The sequence below is a fragment of the Pseudomonas sp. GNP012 genome (genome assembly GCF_054343835.1).
In genome coordinates, this window is record NZ_JBTGUU010000001.1 from 2,549,900 (window position 1) to 2,566,816 (window position 16,917).

Annotated in this window: 13 protein-coding genes and 1 pseudogene; 13 read left to right on the forward strand and 1 reads right to left on the reverse strand. The window is 61.3% G+C overall.

Annotated elements, in window-relative coordinates; genetic code table 11:
* Window positions 1–258: 258 nt before the first annotated feature.
* Window positions 259–759: a thiol peroxidase gene (gene tpx / locus ACXX83_RS11385; RefSeq protein WP_015095312.1), complete on the reverse strand. Its 501-nt coding sequence runs from the start codon at window positions 757–759 to the stop codon at window positions 259–261.
* Window positions 760–1,181: 422 nt separating this feature from the next.
* Here tpx and ACXX83_RS11390 point away from each other — a divergent pair, with 422 nt between their 5' ends.
* From ACXX83_RS11390 to ACXX83_RS11450, 13 genes and pseudogenes are all read left to right on the forward strand, one after another.
* Window positions 1,182–1,607, forward strand: a complete 426-nt coding sequence (locus tag ACXX83_RS11390) for a YciI family protein (RefSeq protein ID WP_015095313.1) — start codon at window positions 1,182–1,184, stop codon at window positions 1,605–1,607.
* Between the two features lie 393 nt (window positions 1,608–2,000).
* A pseudogene (locus ACXX83_RS11395) lies at window positions 2,001–2,267 on the forward strand (hypothetical protein); the annotation flags it as partial.
* Between the two features lie 10 nt (window positions 2,268–2,277).
* The gene (locus ACXX83_RS11400) at window positions 2,278–3,729 is read left to right on the forward strand and encodes a DUF1254 domain-containing protein (protein ID WP_458548500.1); all 1,452 of its coding nucleotides are present in this window, start codon (window positions 2,278–2,280) and stop codon (window positions 3,727–3,729) included.
* A 225-nt stretch (window positions 3,730–3,954) separates the two neighbouring features.
* A complete protein-coding gene (locus ACXX83_RS11405; RefSeq protein ID WP_458548501.1) occupies window positions 3,955–4,902 on the forward strand; it encodes a SphA family protein in 948 nt (315 codons plus the stop codon).
* A 54-nt stretch (window positions 4,903–4,956) separates the two neighbouring features.
* A complete protein-coding gene (locus tag ACXX83_RS11410) occupies window positions 4,957–5,937 on the forward strand; it encodes an AAA family ATPase (protein WP_217835332.1) in 981 nt (326 codons plus the stop codon).
* Window positions 5,937–6,881 carry a DUF58 domain-containing protein gene (locus tag ACXX83_RS11415; protein WP_458548502.1) on the forward strand — a complete coding sequence of 315 codons (945 nt, stop codon included), beginning with the start codon at window positions 5,937–5,939 and terminating at the stop codon, window positions 6,879–6,881. The genes ACXX83_RS11410 and ACXX83_RS11415 overlap by 1 nt, the downstream gene beginning before the upstream one ends.
* Window positions 6,878–7,471, forward strand: coding sequence for a DUF4381 domain-containing protein (locus ACXX83_RS11420; RefSeq protein ID WP_458548503.1), 594 nt, complete (start codon window positions 6,878–6,880; stop codon window positions 7,469–7,471). Before ACXX83_RS11415 ends, ACXX83_RS11420 begins: the two co-directional genes overlap by 4 nt.
* Window positions 7,458–8,450: a vWA domain-containing protein gene (locus ACXX83_RS11425; RefSeq protein WP_458548504.1), complete on the forward strand. Its 993-nt coding sequence runs from the start codon at window positions 7,458–7,460 to the stop codon at window positions 8,448–8,450. Before ACXX83_RS11420 ends, ACXX83_RS11425 begins: the two co-directional genes overlap by 14 nt.
* 1 nt (window position 8,451) lies before the next feature.
* The gene (locus ACXX83_RS11430; RefSeq protein WP_458548505.1) at window positions 8,452–10,032 is read left to right on the forward strand and encodes a VWA domain-containing protein; all 1,581 of its coding nucleotides are present in this window, start codon (window positions 8,452–8,454) and stop codon (window positions 10,030–10,032) included.
* Entirely contained in the window at window positions 10,029–11,456 is a 1,428-nt protein-coding gene (locus ACXX83_RS11435) for a hypothetical protein (RefSeq protein WP_458548506.1), read from the forward strand. Before ACXX83_RS11430 ends, ACXX83_RS11435 begins: the two co-directional genes overlap by 4 nt.
* Window positions 11,453–12,481, forward strand: a complete 1,029-nt coding sequence (locus tag ACXX83_RS11440; protein WP_458548507.1) for an HAD family hydrolase — start codon at window positions 11,453–11,455, stop codon at window positions 12,479–12,481. The genes ACXX83_RS11435 and ACXX83_RS11440 overlap by 4 nt, the downstream gene beginning before the upstream one ends.
* A 70-nt stretch (window positions 12,482–12,551) precedes the next feature.
* Window positions 12,552–14,132, forward strand: coding sequence for an arylsulfatase (locus ACXX83_RS11445; RefSeq protein ID WP_217835337.1), 1,581 nt, complete (start codon window positions 12,552–12,554; stop codon window positions 14,130–14,132).
* A 178-nt stretch (window positions 14,133–14,310) separates the two neighbouring features.
* The gene (locus ACXX83_RS11450; protein ID WP_458548508.1) at window positions 14,311–16,824 is read left to right on the forward strand and encodes a spermidine synthase; all 2,514 of its coding nucleotides are present in this window, start codon (window positions 14,311–14,313) and stop codon (window positions 16,822–16,824) included.
* The last annotated feature ends 93 nt before the right edge of the window (window positions 16,825–16,917 follow it).

The window sequence follows — 16,917 nt, forward strand, 5'->3', positions numbered from 1 at the left end:
ATTAAGCAAAGCGCCTTTACCGGCAATTTACTTTCAGCTTACGTAACAGGAGTTTTATCCAAGACACTGAAACACAAATGAAAACGGCCTGGACAAAGGGTAATGCCGATCAGCGCAGAAGCGAGCCTGCTCGCGATGGTCGTTAACGATAACGCATGTCTACTGACGAAACGCAGCGTTCTTGAGTCCATCGCGAGCAAGCTCGCTCCTACAACAGCATTTTTGACAGCGGGGGTGTTAACAATTGCAACGGCGTACTTACTTCAGAACAGCAAGTGCCGCGTCGTAGTTCGGCTCGTCAGCGATTTCGCCAACCAGTTCGCTGTGCAACACGTTGTCGTTCTCGTCCAGAACCACGACGGCGCGAGCGGTCAGGCCCTTGAGCGGGCCGTCGGCGATGGCCACGCCGTAGTTCTGGATGAACTCTGCGCCGCGCAGGGTCGACAGGTTCTGTACGTTTTCCAGGCCTTCGGCGCCGCAGAAGCGGGCCTGGGCGAACGGCAGGTCAGCGGAGATGCACAGCACAACAGTGTTGGCCACGTCGCTGGCCTGGGCGTTGAACTTGCGCACGGAAGTGGCGCAGGTCGGGGTGTCAACGCTTGGGAAGATGTTCAGTACTTTGCGCTTGCCGGCAAAGTCTTTGAGGGTGACGTCGGACAGATTGCCGGCAACCAGGGAAAAGGCTGGCGCCTTGGAACCGGCTTGTGGCAGTTGGCCATTGACTTGAACCGGGTTGCCTTTAAGAGTGACTTGAGCCATGAACGGAGTCCTTCTGAACGTTGTGGTGGAGAATTTTGACGAGGCCGAAGTTAACCACGAAATTGTCCTGCGACCTACGATCAAACATAAATTGTCATGTATCAGCGCACAAAACTGGATACAACTCATAACCCCGTGTGCGGGCTTGCTCCGGGCGGCGATCCGACGAAAGCGCAATGTCATGCAACATCGCTGGCGACTGAGCTGACGTCATCGCGAGCAGGCTCGCGCCCACAGGGTTCGTTTGTTAGCCGATCAAGTCGGCAAAAGTACAGAGTACGCCCTCACCCGCCGCTTCCCGATGTTCATGACGAAAGGTACGCGACTCGTCTTCGACTAAAACTTTTGATAGCACTCTGTCGAATTACTCCATCGTCGTTCGACTATAAATCGAATCACTCAACCGCAACGGAGACGACACCATGCGATTCATGATCATCATCAAGGCCAGCCAGGATTCCGAAGCCGGCGTCATGCCCAGCCAGGAACTGCTGACCGCCATGGGCAACTACAACGAAGAACTGGTCAAGGCCGGCATCATGCTCGCGGGCGAAGGCCTGCACCCGAGCAGCAAAGGCGCTCGCATAAAGTTTTCAGGTGAAAAACGCACGGTGATCGACGGCCCCTTCATCGAAACCAAGGAACTGATTGCGGGTTTCTGGTTGTGGAAAGTGAAGTCCAGAGAAGAAGCCATCGAATGGGTCAAGCGCTGCCCCAACCCGATGCCGGGCACCGAGGCCGAGATCGAGATTCGCCAGGTGTTTGAGGCCGAAGACTTTGGCGCCGAGTTCACGCCGGAACTGCGCGAGCAGGAAGAGCGGGTTTGGGAGCAAGCGAAGAAGAACTGACTGATTCGACCTTTTCCTAAGCTTGCTGTGGGAGCGGGCTTGCTCCCACATTAACTAGATAGCCACTTAACTTGCTTGGGCAAGTCTTTGACCCGTATTAACTTTTTAGTACACGAAAATAACGAGAATCCACACACAAAACGAAAGAATTAATCCATATGGCTGGCTAACCCATGGTTAACTGCTAACTTCATCCGATAAGTCCTACAGGCTTGATCGGAAAGGGATTACGAAGTTGCGGCTGAACATAAGCGGCCGCAGGCCCGATCAGCCAGCCACCAGGGAACCGGGGGGAATGATGTCAAAGCAATTGGGGAAGTACGCCTTCGTCTGGGTGACTTCACTGGCGCCTTTTTTTTGTGTTCACGCCGAGACGGCCAACCGGCTACTCACCCTCCAGTCGAGTCCGCCACCTTCCAGCCGCTCATCTTCCATAACCTGGAAAAAGGCTGGTACCTGTGCTCGACCGGCACCTGGGCTTTCGACCTGAAGAACAACACTCATTACATCCCACTCGGTTTGGGTGGCGGCAAAGCCTGGAAGTCCGGGTCCAATATCCTCAATGCCTTTATCGAGCCACAGTGGACCGTTGACCGAAAAGGCGATGGCTTACCGCAACTCACACTGTTCGCCGGGATCAATGCCACCTTCAGTAAATAAGGACCTTCTTATGAACGTTGCCCTTCGCGCAGCCGGCTTCAGCCTGATGACAATGTTCGTCAGCTGCGGCGTGGGTGCCCAGGATCTCGATACGCGTATCGGCAAAATTGCCATGCAAGGCGAACTACCGGCCCACGAGTCAATCGCCCATCTTTACGCCGAACTGGATTTCCAGCAGGCCACACAAAGTTATCTGTGGGCGTTGCCGCTGGTGTCCTACGCCCAATGGCAGGAAGAGTTTCGCGACAAACTGGGTGCCCACAGCGGCGACCTGATGGTGCTCAACAGCTACGAAGACAAGCTCGGGGTGATCACGGCCAATGCCACCACGCCGTACATCCTTGGTTTTGTCGACCTCAATGAAACCGGGCCACTGGTGATTGAGTTGCCACCCGGCCCGACTGCTGGCGGCGTGGGCGATTTCTGGCAGCGGGCGATCATCGACATGGGCCAGACAGGCCCGGACAAAGGCAAGGGAGGCAAATACCTGGTGCTGCCACCGGGTGCCGAGCCACCGGCCGATGCCGGCAAATATTACCTGGCCAAATCGGAAACCATGAACGTGTTGGTCGGTTTCCGTGTACTCGATCCGGACCCGGCCAAGGGCAAGGCGCTGGTCGAGCAATTCAGGATGTACCCGTATGCCAGGCGTGCAGAACCGTCCAGGACCAGGTTGCTGTCCCCCGGCGGCAAAGCCTGGTCCGGTACCCAGCCACGAGGCCTGGCGTATTGGGAGCGCTTGCACCAGATCATTCAGAAGGAACCGGTCAACGAACGTGACCGTTTCTACATGGCCATGCTGGCCAGCCTGGGCATCGAGAAGGACAAGCCGTTCAATCCCGACGACAAGCAACGCGCGGCCCTGGAACAGGGTGCGCAGGTCGGCGAACTGATCGCCAAGGCCAACACCTTCGCCAAGCGTTTCCCCGATGCCCAGTACTGGCCGGATCGCCAATGGGACACCGTGCTGAACATCGCCGAGCCGTCCCAGCGTGTCGCCTATTACGACCAGCTGTGGGAGCGCAGTGCCTGGTTCTACGAGGCGGTGACCAACACCAAAGGCATGGTCTCGAAAACCCCGGGGCTGGGCCAGACCTACCTTGGCGCCTACACCGACAACCAGGGTAACTGGCTCGACGGCAGCAAGCATTATCGCCTGCACGTCGACGCCAACCCACCGGCCAAGCAGTTCTGGTCGATGACCGTGTATGACATCGACAGCCGTTGCCTGATCGACAACCCCCAGCGCAAGGCCGACCTGTCGTCCCGGCAGAACCTGAAGAAAAACCCCGACGGCTCGGTGGACCTGTACTTCGGCCCGACGGCACCGCAAGGCTTTGAAGACAACTGGGTGCAAACCCTTCCGGGCAAGCACTGGTTCAGCTACTTCCGCCTGTACGCCCCGACCGAGGCGTATTTCGACAAGAGCTGGAAGCTCGACGACATCACGGCTGTGCAATGAAGGCCGAGACAGGAAGCACCATGAACTACCGCATCGTATTCACCGACCTTGCATTGGCTCTGAGCACCAACGCCTGGGCCGGAAACCCGGTCGATGCGTCGAAAACCGACTACACCTTGCATTTTGACAAGGCGCCTGTACCTGCCCAAACCGGAAGTCAACAACGGCCAATGGAAACTGCCGCTGCTGACGCCAGCAACCACACAACAATAAGCGGAGTCGTTCATGATCAGGCCTTACGTAGTGCGCCCCTTGTTGGCGCTGTGCATGGTCAGCGTCAGTCCATTGAGCCTGGCGGCCGAAGGGGGTGTCGGTCGCCCGATCACCGGGCAACTAGTGTTTTCCGATGCCGGGATCGTGCCTCCGGAGCCGGGTTGGGTCATGTCCCTGACCAGCATCTGGTACGACGGTGATCTCAAGGGCAACGCCCAGGTGCCGATCGTGGGCGCCCTGAGTACCGGGCTGGACATGAAAGTGTCTTACACCATGGCCAACTTCACTCGCGTCTGGGACACGGGCAAGGGTCGCTGGAACTACGCCTCGGCCATCGGTGTACCGGTGCAGTACACCGACGTTACCGCCAGTATCAGCGGCCCTCGCGGCAGGACCCTGGGCACCGAGGACAGCGGCACCCAATTCGCCGACATGCTGGTGACGCCGATTGCCGCCGGCTATCACTTCGACGAACTCAACCACATCGCGTTCTCGCTGCCGATCTACGTGCCGACCGGTGCCTACAACGACGATCGCCTGGCCAACCCCGGGCAGAACACTTACACCTTCATGCCGACGGTGGCGTTCACTCACCTGATTGGCAAGGGCGGCGAGTTCACGTTGTCGAGTGGCCTGGAGTTCTACACCGAGAACGACGCCACGGATTATCGCAACGGCAACATTTTCACCCTCGACGCCCTGTGGACCCACGGTTTCGGTAACGGCTGGAACGCCGGCATGGTGGCCGGCTATATCCAGCAGGTCACCGATGACTCCGGATCCGGCGCAACCAGCGGCTTTCGCGGGCGCTCGGTGGGCGCGGGCCCCACGGTAGGCTGGAGCGGCAAGTTCGCCGACGCCCAGGCCAACATCAGTGCCCGTTGGGTCCCGGAGTTCGACACCAAGAACCGGCCCGAAGGCAATGGCATCAGCGTCAACCTGACCCTGGCATTTTTCTAGGAGGTCGCCAGGCATGGTCATCAGTACCCGTTCGATCTTCTGCAGGAGCCTTTCATGACCGCACTCAACGACCTCAATGCCCTGCAAGCCAGCATCGCCGAAGCGGTACTCGGTCAGGACCAGGTGATCCGGCAAATCCTCGTCGGCCTGCTGGCCAATGGGCATCTGCTGCTCGAAAGCCTGCCCGGCCTGGCCAAGACCCGCACGGTGAAAGCACTGGCCAAACACCTGGACGCGAAGATGAGCCGCATCCAGTTCACCCCGGATTTGCTGCCGTCGGACATCACCGGCGCCGAGGTGCTGCATCAGGTCGAAGGCAAGAACGAAATCCGCTTCCAGCCCGGCCCGCTGTTCGGCAACCTGATCCTGGCCGACGAAATCAACCGTGCGCCGGCCAAGGTCCAGGCCGCGTTGCTCGAAGCCATGGAAGAGCGCCAGATCACCGTGGCCGGCAACAGCCATGCCCTGCCGGAACTGTTCATCGTGGTGGCGACCCAGAACCCGATCGAACAGGAAGGCACGTACCCGCTGCCGGAAGCGCAAATGGACCGCTTCCTGATGAAAGTGCTGCTCGATTACCCGAGCGCGGAAAACGAAAGCCAGGTCCTGCGCCTGTTGCGCGAAGAAGAGCAGGCACTCGGCGCCAAAACGGCTGCGGTGCAGGGTTTTGCCCTGGCCCAGGACGTGATCTTTGCCGCGCGCCGGGAAGTCAGTGCGGTGCACGTGTCCCCGGCCATCGACCGCTACCTGATCGACCTGATCAATGCCACGCGCCATCCGGCCGATTATGACGCCGACCTTGGGCGCTGGATCAGCATCGGCGCCAGCCCTCGCGGCGGTATCGGCCTGGACCGTTGTGCCCGGGCCGACGCCTGGTTGCAGGGCCAGGATTTCGTTTCTCCGGACAACGTCCGCGCCGTGGTGCACCCGGTGCTGCGCCATCGCCTGCAACTGAGCTACGACGCGGTAGCCGATGGCGTGAGCGCCGACCAGGTGCTCGACCGTCTGCTCGATAAAGTGGCGATTGCGGCCTGATGTCCATGAACAGCGTCGACGGCCTGGTGTATGTCTCTCTGGCGCAGTTGATGGCCCTGGAGTTCAAGGCCCGTGACCTGAGTTTTGTCGCTCGCCAACCTCAAGGCAGCATCCTCGCGGGTAATCACGCGTCACGCTTGCGTGGCCGCGGCCTGAACTTCGATGAGCTGCGCCGTTATCAGCCGGGGGACGATTTGCGTCATCTCGACTGGCGCGCCTCCCTGCGCACCGGCAAACCGGTGGTACGGACATTCACCGAAGAGCGCGACCGCCCGGCGCTGATCCTCGTCGACCAGCGCATGTCGATGTTCTTCGGTTCGCAACGCAGCTTCAAATCCGCGGTCGCCGCCGAACTCGGCGCCCTGGCGGCGTGGGTGGTGTTCAACGCCGGCGACCGCGTCGGTGGGCTGGTATTCAACGATCAACGCATCGACAGCATCGCCCCGCTGCGCAGCCGTAAACGCGTCGAGGCGCTGTGCAGCCGCATTGCCCGGCAGAACCAGGCACTCAATGCGGGCAACCCGGATGCCGAGGGCGAAGACCAGCTCGACAAGGTCCTGCAGCATTGCCTGGCCGTGGCCGGTCACGATCACCTGATCTGCATCGTCAGTGATTTTGCCGGGGCCGGTGAACGCACCTTGCAGCTCATGCGGCAACTGGCGGCCCATAACGATGTGATCGCCATGCAGGTCTATGACCCGCTGGCGTTGAACCTGCCGAAAAACGGTCGCGTGCTGATCACGCAGGGGCAATTGCAGGTGGAATTGGCGGTGGATCGGCGACAGGTGCATCAGCCATTGGAGGACTTTCTCAGCGGTCGGCTCAAGGACGTCGCGACCTTGCTGCGCCGCAGCCAGGTGCCGTTGATGATGTTCAGCACCGCCACCGAAGCCCACGAACAACTGCGCGCCGAACTGGGCAAGCTCGTCCGGGGGCGCCGATGAACCCCGCTGTCCCGAGCATCGACCAACTCAAGGAAATGGCCCTGCCGGCACCGGTCAGCTATGCGCCGCAGACGTGGGGTTGGTGGGCGTTGCTGACATTATTGGTGCTCAGCCTGCTGCTGGTCAGTGCCCGACGTTACTGGCAATGGCGGCGCGACCGCTATCGGCGCGAGGCACTGGCACGGCTGGCGGAGTTGCAGCAGCGCAGCAATGACCTGAATGCGTTGCGCGAACTTCCGGAGTTGCTCAAACGCGTGGCCCTCTCCATGCCGTCCTCTAACTGGAATGCATTCCCTGTGGGAGTGGGCTTGCCCGCGAAGGCGTCCTGTCAGTCGACATCAATTTTGAATGTCATGGCCTCATCGCGGGCAAGCCCGCTCCCACAGGGTCCTGCGGCGTTAGGAAACAAGGATTGGCAGGCATTCCTGCAGCGGCACATTTCACAACCCTTGCCCGCCGACTTCAGCCAACAACTGTCGCTGCTGGCCTACGCGCCGGACGCAACATTGAGGGCCATGCCCAACGAGCAGCGCCAACTGTTGTTCAGCACCTGCAAAACCTGGGTGGAGCGTCATCATGTGGCAGCTTGATTACCCATGGTTGCTGATCCTGCTGCCATTGCCATGGTTGGGTTATCGCTACCTGCCCGATTACCGTGAAGCCCGGAGTGCCGTTCGCGTACCGTTTTTCGGCGCCATGAGCCGCGCTGTCGGCCAGGCACCCAGCCAGGCCGGTACCCGCAGCAACCGCTGGCAGTTGCTGCTGAACCTGCTGGTCTGGACACTGTTGCTGGTGGCGGCGAGCCGGCCGGTGTGGGTGGAAAAGCCCATCGAGCGCCAGCAGCCGGTGCGTGACCTGATGCTGGCCATCGACATTTCCCAGTCGATGGAAACCACCGACTTCACCGACGCCAACGGTCAGAAAATCAATCGCCTGGCCGCCGTCAAGGACGTGGTGCACGGGTTCATCGACAAGCGCAAGGACGATCGAATCGGACTGATCGTGTTCGGCACCGGCGCCTATCCGCAGGCACCCTTGACCCTCGATCACACCAGCCTGTCACTGCTGCTGGACGACACCGGCATCGGCATGGCCGGCCCCAACACGGCCATCGGCGACGCCATCGGCCTGAGCCTGAAACTGCTGGAGCAGGCCCACGAGCAGGAAAAAGTGCTGATCCTGCTCACCGACGGCAACGACACCAGCAGCGCCATCACCCCGGATCACGCGGCCGCCATGGCTGCCGCCAAAGAGGTGGTGATTCACACCATCGGCATCGGCGACCCGAACGCCGAAGGCGAAGCCAAGGTCAACCTGCAAGGCCTGAAGGACATGGCCCAAACCACGGGCGGACGCTTCTTCCGCGCCGAAGATCGCAACGCCCTGGATCAGGTCTACAGCACCCTCGACAAGCTCACCCCGCATCAGGTGAAAACCCTCAGCCACCAGCCCAAACGCGATCTGTTCTGGTGGCCGCTGGGCGCAGCCCTTGCGCTGCTGGCGATGTATCACCTGGGCGCCCTGCTGCTTCCACGGCTGATGCTCGCCCGTCAACGGCAGGAGGCCTGAGATGGACATCAACCTCAGCGACTTCCATTTCCTGCGCCCTGTGTGGCTGTTGCTCGCCGTGTTCGGCGCACTGCTGCCAGTGCTGTGGCGACATAGCCAGGATCTGCAACGGCGCTGGCGCAGCAATATCGCGGCGCACCTGCTGCCGCACCTGCTCATCACCCCGCAAGACCGGCACCGCCTGCGCCCCGTGCATCTGCTGTGTGCGCTGTTGGTACTGGGCGCCCTCGCCGCCGCCGGGCCGACCTGGGAACAGGATCGCCCGGATTTTCTGGAAAACCGCGCGCCGCTGATCATCGCCGTCGACCTGTCGCCGTCCATGGACGCCAGCGATGTCCCACCCAGTCGCCTGGAAGCGGTCAAGCACAAGCTCCACGACCTGGTCCAGCGCCGCGCCGGTTCGCGCAACGCCTTGATTGCCTATGCCGGCAGCGCGCATCTGGTTTTACCCGCCACCGACGATCCGGCGCTGCTCGATACCTTCATTCAGGCCCTGAGCACCGATCTGATCAACAAACCGGGGAAAGATGCCGGTGCCGTTATCGATCAGGCCAAGCGCCTGCTGGCCGCCGAAAAAACACCCGGTACCCTGCTGCTGATCACCGATGGCGCCGACACCACGGCACTGGCCGGGCTGGACAAACGACTGGCTGGCAGTGCGTTGCAAGTGCTGATTCTGGCGGCCGGCAGCACCGACGGCGGGATCATCCGCGATGCCAGCGGCCAGCCGCGCATCGACAGCAATGGTCGCCCGCAACTCGGCAGTTTCGACCAGGACGCCCTCAAGCAGCTTGCCTCAACGCTGGATGCCCCGCTGGGCAGCCTGACCCTCAACGATGACGATCTGGACTGGATCGAACTGCACGCCGAGCAGCACTACCAGTTAGCCAGCGAAGAACAGCGTGAATTGCACTGGAAAGACGCCGGTTACTGGTTGTGCTGGCCGCTGTTGCTGTTTGCTTTCTTCAGCGTACGCAGGGGCTGGAGCGTGAACTGGATGGCTGGACTGCTGCTGGCGGTGGGCCTGGGGCTGCAATCGGCGCCGGCACAGGCCAATGCGCTGACCGATGCCTTTTTCACCCGCGACCAGCAAGGCCGCTGGGCCTTCGAACACCAGCACTACCCTCAGGCGGCGGCGCTGTTCGTGGATCCGTACTGGAAAGGCGTGGCCGCCTACAACGCGGCCGATTTCGACCTGGCACTGGCCAGTTTCGCGCGCCTGAACACACCGCAGGCGTATTTCTACCTGGGCAATATCTACGTGCGCCGGTTCAAGTTCGATCAGGCCATCGCCGCCTATAACCAGGCGCTGAAGTTGCAACCGCAGTTCCCCGAAGCCACGGCCAACCTGGCGCTGGCCATCGCCTTGCAGAAAGACACCGAAAGCGCCGAGAAAAACACGCCAGAGGTCAAACCCGACGAAATCAAGATGGACAAGGCGCCGGGTAAAGGGCAAAGCAAAAAGATGGAAACCCAACAAGCGGCTTCGGATGAGCAATGGCTGCAGAACCTGACCACGTCGCCGGCGAAGTTTCTCAAGCAGAAGTTCAGCCTGCAGGATCAGGCGGGGGCTAAACCGTGATCAGCCTGAAAGTCCGTGTCGCGGCCTTCGCGAGCAGGCTCGCTCCCACATTTGATCCAAGCGCACCACAAACCCCCTGTGGGAGCGAGCCTGCTCGCGAAAGGGCCCGACCACTCACCACAAATCTCGGAGCCCTGCTCATCGGCCTGATCAGCCTCAACACATTCGCCGCCGACCCTCAACTGAAAGTCCAGGCCACCCTGCAACCCACCACCCCCGTCATGGTCGGCAGCTTGGTCGAACTGCAACTCGATGTCTTCACCGACACCTGGTTCACCAGCGCCCCCACCCTGCCCGACCTGAAGTTACCCGGCGCACTGGTGATGCCACCGGACGGCCATGCCGAGCACATCAACCAGACGATCGACGGCCAATCCTTCAGCGGCATGCGCTACAGCTACCTGATCACCCCGAACCTGGCCCAGGGCTTCGACATTCCGGCGCTGACCGTACAAGCCACACCGGGCCAGGCCAGCCACGCACTCAGCGCCCACAGTCAGCCACTGCACTTCAACGCCGCACAGCCGCCGGGATTCCAGCCCGGGGAGGCGGTGCTGGTGGCGCAAGGGCTACGGCTTACCCAAAAGATCATCCATTCGGCCACGCCGCTGAAGGTCGGCGACAGCATCACCCGGGAACTGACGCTACAGGCCGACGGTGCCCTGGGCATGTCATTGCCGACACCGACGCTGGAGGCCATCAGGGGCCTGAGTCGCTACCCGAAAGCAGCGCAAATCCGCAATCTGGATGACGGTCGCGGCCACTTCAATGGCGGCCAGCGCATCGACAGCGTGACGTATCGAATCGACACCGAAGGCCACTACAGCCTGCCATCCGTCGAACTGAAATGGTGGGATGCCAGCAGCCAGCAAACCCGCACGGCCACGGTGCCTGGCATGACCTTCGACGCGGCGGCCAACAGCGCCTACAAGCCGGTATTTTCAATCACCGAAGACCTGAAAAAACTCGGCCAGCACAATCGCCTGCATCTTTCCGGGCACTGGTTCGGACTATTGGCCCTGGCGTTGGCGGTGGTGGCACTGGGCTGGTTCAGTCGCCCGCTCGTACACCGCGCATACCTCAAGTGGCAAGCCCGCCGCCGCGCCCGACACGCCGCCTGGCTCGAGTCCGCCGACTACGCGTGGCAGCAGATTCCGGCACAACTGGAGAGCAAACCGACGCAATTGAGCGCCCTGTACCTGTGGACCCGACGCAGCCGCCGGGGCCTGAAACTGACCGGTCTCGGCCCGGGCCTGCAAAGCTTTCTGCGGGCCTGTTACGGCCGTGAAACGGACAAAGAGCAGGCTCTGCGCCAAATCAGGGAATCCTTGTCTACGCTGCATAGTCAGGCCGAGTGCAACAGAGAATCAGTCTCTTCTGCTCTTCATCCGCTCAACCCCGTTCACAAGAAGGGTTTCCCATGACGAATTCGATATCGTTACACCATCATCGCGTATTCAGCTTTCTGCTGACCCTGGTCTTGAGCCTGCCGCTGCTGGTCCAGGCAGCCGAACCGCTGCCCTCGTGGAACGATGGACCGTCGAAAAAGCAGATCATCGAGTTCGTGCAGGCGGTGACCGATCAAAACAGCAAGGACTACGTCAAACCCGAAGAGCGCATTGCCGTGTTCGATAACGACGGCACCTTGTGGAGCGAGCAGCCGATGTACTTCGAATTGCTGTTCGCCCTCGAAGAAGTCAAACGCACAGCGCCGCAGCACCCGGAATGGAAAACCACCCAGCCATTCCAGGCCGTGCTGGAAAACGATCACAAGGCACTGGCCGCCAGCGGCATGGAAGGCATGATGAAGATCTTCGGGGCGACCCACACCGGCATGACCAGCGAAGCGTTCGATGACTACGCCAAGACCTGGCTGAGTCAGGCCAGGCATCCGAAAACCGGCAAGCCGTACACCGAAATGATCTTCCAGCCGATGCTGGAGATGCTCGACTACCTGCGCGGTAACGCCTTCAAGACCTACATCGTCTCCGGTGGCGATACCGGGTTCATGCGCGCCTTTGCCGAGAAGGTCTATGGCGTTCCACCGGAACAAGTCATCGGCACCACCTTCGTCACCGCGTTCCAGTACAAGGACGGCGAGGCGTCGATCTTGCGCACGCCGAAACTGGCCCACAACGACGATGGCCCAGGCAAGCCGGAAAGCATCGACGCGGTAATCGGTCGTCGTCCGATCCTCGCGTTCGGCAATTCCGACGGTGACCTGCAAATGCTCCAGTGGACCGCCGCCGGTCCCGGCAAACGATTCATGGGGCTGGTGCATCACACCGACGCCAAACGCGAATGGGCTTACGACCGACAGTCGCAGATCGGTCGCCTGGACAAGGCCCTGGACGAAGCGAACAAGCGTGGCTGGACAGTCGTCGACATGGCGTCCGAATGGCGCCGGATCTATCCGTACGACGCCGCCACACCCGAGCAAGTGCAATAAAAAAAGCGTTACGCAGGACCGCAATAAACGTTTGTCGCATTCAGCGACGCAGTGAAAAGGAGCCAGTCAGATGACTCGCATAGGTAAGTGGCTACCGAAACTCGCCCTGGTGGCAACCTCGGTGATGGCGATTTCGGCAACAGCCGGAGCCGCTGATAAACCCAACATTCTGGTGATCTTCGGCGACGATATCGGCCAGACCAACATCAGCGCCTATTCCATGGGCGTGGTTGGCTACAAGACGCCGAACATCGACCGCATTGCCAAAGAAGGCATGATGTTCACCGACTATTACGCGGAGAACAGCTGCACCGCCGGCCGGTCTTCGTTCATCACTGGCCAGACGCCTTTGCGTACCGGCCTGTCGAAAGTCGGCATCCCGGGCGCACCGGTTGGCCTGCAAAAGCGTGATATCACCATCGCCCAGGCGCTCAAGTCCCAAGGCTACGCCACCGGCCAGTTCGGCAAGAACCACCTGGGCGACAAGGATGAATACCTGCCGACCAACCACGGTTTCGACGAGTTCTTCGGCAACCTGTACCACCTCAACGCCGAAGAAGAGCCTGAGCGTCCGTACTGGCCAAAAGACGATGCCGAGTTCGTCAAGGCCAATACCCCCCGTGGCGTGATCCACAGCTTCGCCGACGGCAAGATCGAAGACACCGGTGCGCTGACCACCAAGCGCATGGAAACCATCGACGACGAAACCACGGCTGCCGCTCAATCCTTCATCGAGAAACAGGCCAAGGCCGACAAGCCGTTCTTCGTCTGGATGAACACCACACGCATGCATTTGTTCACCCACGTGCGCGATTCGATGAAGGGCCAGAGCGGCATGCCCGGCAACGAATACGCCGATGGCATGCTGGAACACGACGGCGACGTCGGCAAACTGCTGAAGACCCTCGATGACCTGAAAATCGCCGACAACACCATCGTCGTCTACACCACCGACAACGGCCCGAACCAGTTCTCCTGGCCGGACGCGGCCACCACGCCGTTCCGTAACGAGAAGAACTCCAACTGGGAAGGCGCCTACCGCGTGCCGGCGATCATTCGCTGGCCGGGCAAGATCAAGGCCGGTGAAGTCTCCAACGAAATGTTTTCGGGCATGGACTGGTTCCCGACCTTGCTGGCAGCCGCGGGCGAAACCGACGTGAAGGAAAAGCTGCTCAAGGGTTGGGCACCGACTTCGGGTGGCAACAACTTCAAAGTGCACCTGGACGGTTTCAACCAACTGCCCTACCTGACCGGCCAACAACCTAAAGGCGAGCGCAAGGAGTTCTACTACTTCAACGACGACGGCGTGCTGGTGTCGATGCGCTTCGGTAACTGGAAAGTGGTGTTCTGCGAACAACGCGAGCCCGGTGGTTTTAAAGTCTGGAGCGAACCGTTCGTGTGCCTGCGCGTACCGAAAATCTTCAACCTGAGGATGGACCCGTATGAACGGGCCGACGTGGTTTCCGACCAGTATTACGATTGGCAGACCAAAAACGTCTACCTCGCCGCGCAAGCCGTACAAAAAGCGGCCGGGTTCCTGCAAACGTTCATCGAATACCCGCCAAGCCAGAAACCGGCGAGCTTCAGCATCGACCAGATCCGTGCTGCGGTAGATGCCAAGATCGCTGAAAAAATGAAAGCTGCACAGTAAGACCGCCGCTCGCCCTCACCGGCGAGCGGACTTTTCTGCAATGTGAATGCGATCACTGTAGGAGCTGCCGCAGGCTGCGATCTTTTGATCTTGATTTTAAAGAAGCAAGATCAAAAGATCGCAGCCTGCGGCAGCTCCTACGTAATCGATTCAAAAATTCGCACAAGGCAACAGATCCATGACCTCACGTGTCGCCAGCAAGTCGTCGGCCATACCTGCCCCTCAAGTCACCTCCCCGGCGCTGTTGATCCCCGCCCTGCTGCTGTTTGTCTCCGGTGCCGCGGCGCTGGTGTATCAGGTACTGTGGATCAAGCAGCTGTCATTGGTCGTGGGCGTCGAGGTCTACGCCATCACCACCGGGATCAGCGCATTCTTTGCCGGGCTGGCCTTGGGCGGCTTGCTGTTCGGCCGCTGGGCGGACCGGATGCAGCACCCGGTTGTGCTCTACGCCGGTCTGGAAGTGCTGGTGGCGGTACTGGGCGTCGCTGCGACCTTCGCCATGAGCCTGGCGGCCAGCCCGTTTGCCTGGCTGGAAGCGCACGTGGGCTTGCTGGCCTGGGTACTGCCGTTCGCGCTGGTGGGCATTCCTGCGTTGCTGATGGGCGGCACCCTGCCGGTGCTGGTTCGCTCCCTGGCCACTGACCCGCAACACCTGGGCAAGGCCGGCGGGCAACTGTATGCGGCGAACACCGCCGGGGCCATCGCCGGCACCCTGCTCGCCGCGTTCGTGCTGGTTGCCACCCTCGGCGTGCGCGGCAGTGCGCTGGCCGCTGCCATGCTGAACCTGCTGGCCGCCGCAGGGGCCCTGTGGTTCCAGCGCCGGCGCGTGGCCCCCGTTGATACGGTAGCGAAACATCACGTTCAAAAAGCCCCCGACCGCCTGGCCCTGTGGCTGTACTCCATTGCCGGTGGCGTAGCGCTGGGCTACGAAGTGGTGTGGTCGCAATCGATCGTGCAATTCATGAGCACCCGTACCTACGCCTTTGCCGTGGTGCTGGCAACCTACCTTACCGGGTTGTTCCTGGGCAGCATGCTGCTGGCCCGTCGGGTCGATCGCCTGCGTGATCCCTGGGGGGTGTTCGGTTTGCTGATTGCCGCAGCCGGGGCGATTGCCTTGCTGGAAGTGGCGTTGCTCGGACGCTGGCTGGTGCTCGCCCAGACCCTGGCCGAATCCTGGGTATTGTCATGGGGCGGCAGTGAACTGGCGGGCATGAGCACGCGCTTTGCGGTGGCGGCCTTGAGCATTGTATTTGTACCGACCCTGTTGCTGGGTGCGGCGTTCCCCTTGGCCCTGCGCTTGAGCGTCGGCGGCGCACAGGTGGGGCGCAACGTCGGCGAAGTCGTCGCGTTCAATACCCTTGGCGGAATCATCGGCGTGATGCTCTGCGGCTTTGTCCTGATCCCGATGCTGGGGCTGGTACGGACCCTGGGCCTGCTGGCGATGATCGCCGCCGGTATCGCGTACCTCGCCGTGCGCAAGGGCCATGGTGTGAAGAAAGGCCGGCGTCAGGCGGTGGTTGCCATTGGCCTGGTGTCCTTGGCACTGGCCGTGTTCACGCCGGTCAACAAGCTCGCCAGCCTGCTGCCGGGCGCACGCAATGGCACGCTGACGTTTTACGAAGAAGGCCGTGGCGGGACCGTCGCCGTGGTCACCCAGGGCAAGGGCGAACGGGCGTTCCAGCGTTTGTATATCCAGGGCGTGTCCAATACCGGCGACGCCATGCCGTCCCTGCGTTACATGCGGATTCAGGCGCTGCTGCCCTTGCTGATCCACAACGGTGAACCGCGTTCGGCGCTGGTGATCGGGTTCGGCACCGGCATCACCGCCGGCGCCCTGACCCGCTACCCCGGCCTGGAACATCGCGTGGTCGCCGAACTGCTGCCCTCGGTGGTCAAGGCGGCCCCCTTGTTCAAGGGCAATTTCAATGCCGCAGCCGATCCGGGTGTCGATGTGCGCTTGCGTGACGGTCGCCAGGAACTGCTGCGCAATCCACAGCGCTACGACCTGATCACCCTTGAACCGCCACCGCCCTCCGCTGCCGGCGTGGTCAACCTGTATTCCCGGGACTTCTACCAACTGGCCGCCAGCCGGTTGCAAAAACAGGGCCTGGTCGCCCAATGGCTGCCGCTGCCGACGCAGAATATCGACGACTCGCGCTCACTGGTGCGCAGCTTCCTCGACGTATTCCCCTACGCGAACCTGTGGACCAGCGAGTTCCACGAGATGCTGCTGGTGGGTTCGATGGAGCCGATTGAGCTGGATACGGCGAAGATCAACGCACGCTTGCAGCAGGACAGTGTCCGCAGCACCTTGCAGGATATCGGCATCGGCTCGGCCGCGGCATTGCTCGCCACCTGGGTGACTGACCGTGCGGGGCTGGAACGCTTCGCTGGGCAAGCGCAACCGGTGACGGACGATCAACCGCGCATCGAATACGCGCCCTGGGTGCGGGCCAGGGAAATCACCCGAGTGCTTCCCGCCCTGCTCGACCTGTATCAGTCACCCGCACTGCTGAACGCCGATGCCGGGTTTATCGAGCGCATGAACACCCAGCAACAACGCCTGATGCAGTTCTACCGGGCGAGCCTGCATGCCTATGAGGGTGACCGTGAGGGTTGGGCCAGGGAGATGCGCGAGGTGATGCGTGGGGATTCCGGGAATCCGTATTACCGGTGGTTTGTCGGGGAGTGATGTTGCGCCTTGGCGGCCGCCTTCGCGAGCAGGCTCGCTCCCACATGAGGATGTGTTCCCCTGTGGGAGCGAGCCTGCTCGCGAAGAGGCCAT

Coding starts and splice junctions, on each gene's coding strand:
- ACXX83_RS11415 (WP_458548502.1), top strand. CDS start 5,937: ATGTCCATGAACAGCGTCGACGGCCTGGTGTATGTCTCTCTGGCGCAG.
- ACXX83_RS11405 (WP_458548501.1), top strand. CDS start 3,955: ATGATCAGGCCTTACGTAGTGCGCCCCTTGTTGGCGCTGTGCATGGTC.
- ACXX83_RS11450 (WP_458548508.1), top strand. CDS start 14,311: ATGACCTCACGTGTCGCCAGCAAGTCGTCGGCCATACCTGCCCCTCAA.
- ACXX83_RS11410 (WP_217835332.1), top strand. CDS start 4,957: ATGACCGCACTCAACGACCTCAATGCCCTGCAAGCCAGCATCGCCGAA.
- ACXX83_RS11420 (WP_458548503.1), top strand. CDS start 6,878: ATGAACCCCGCTGTCCCGAGCATCGACCAACTCAAGGAAATGGCCCTG.
- ACXX83_RS11440 (WP_458548507.1), top strand. CDS start 11,453: ATGACGAATTCGATATCGTTACACCATCATCGCGTATTCAGCTTTCTG.
- ACXX83_RS11445 (WP_217835337.1), top strand. CDS start 12,552: ATGACTCGCATAGGTAAGTGGCTACCGAAACTCGCCCTGGTGGCAACC.
- tpx (WP_015095312.1), bottom strand. CDS start 759: ATGGCTCAAGTCACTCTTAAAGGCAACCCGGTTCAAGTCAATGGCCAA.
- ACXX83_RS11430 (WP_458548505.1), top strand. CDS start 8,452: ATGGACATCAACCTCAGCGACTTCCATTTCCTGCGCCCTGTGTGGCTG.
- ACXX83_RS11390 (WP_015095313.1), top strand. CDS start 1,182: ATGCGATTCATGATCATCATCAAGGCCAGCCAGGATTCCGAAGCCGGC.
- ACXX83_RS11400 (WP_458548500.1), top strand. CDS start 2,278: ATGAACGTTGCCCTTCGCGCAGCCGGCTTCAGCCTGATGACAATGTTC.
- ACXX83_RS11425 (WP_458548504.1), top strand. CDS start 7,458: ATGTGGCAGCTTGATTACCCATGGTTGCTGATCCTGCTGCCATTGCCA.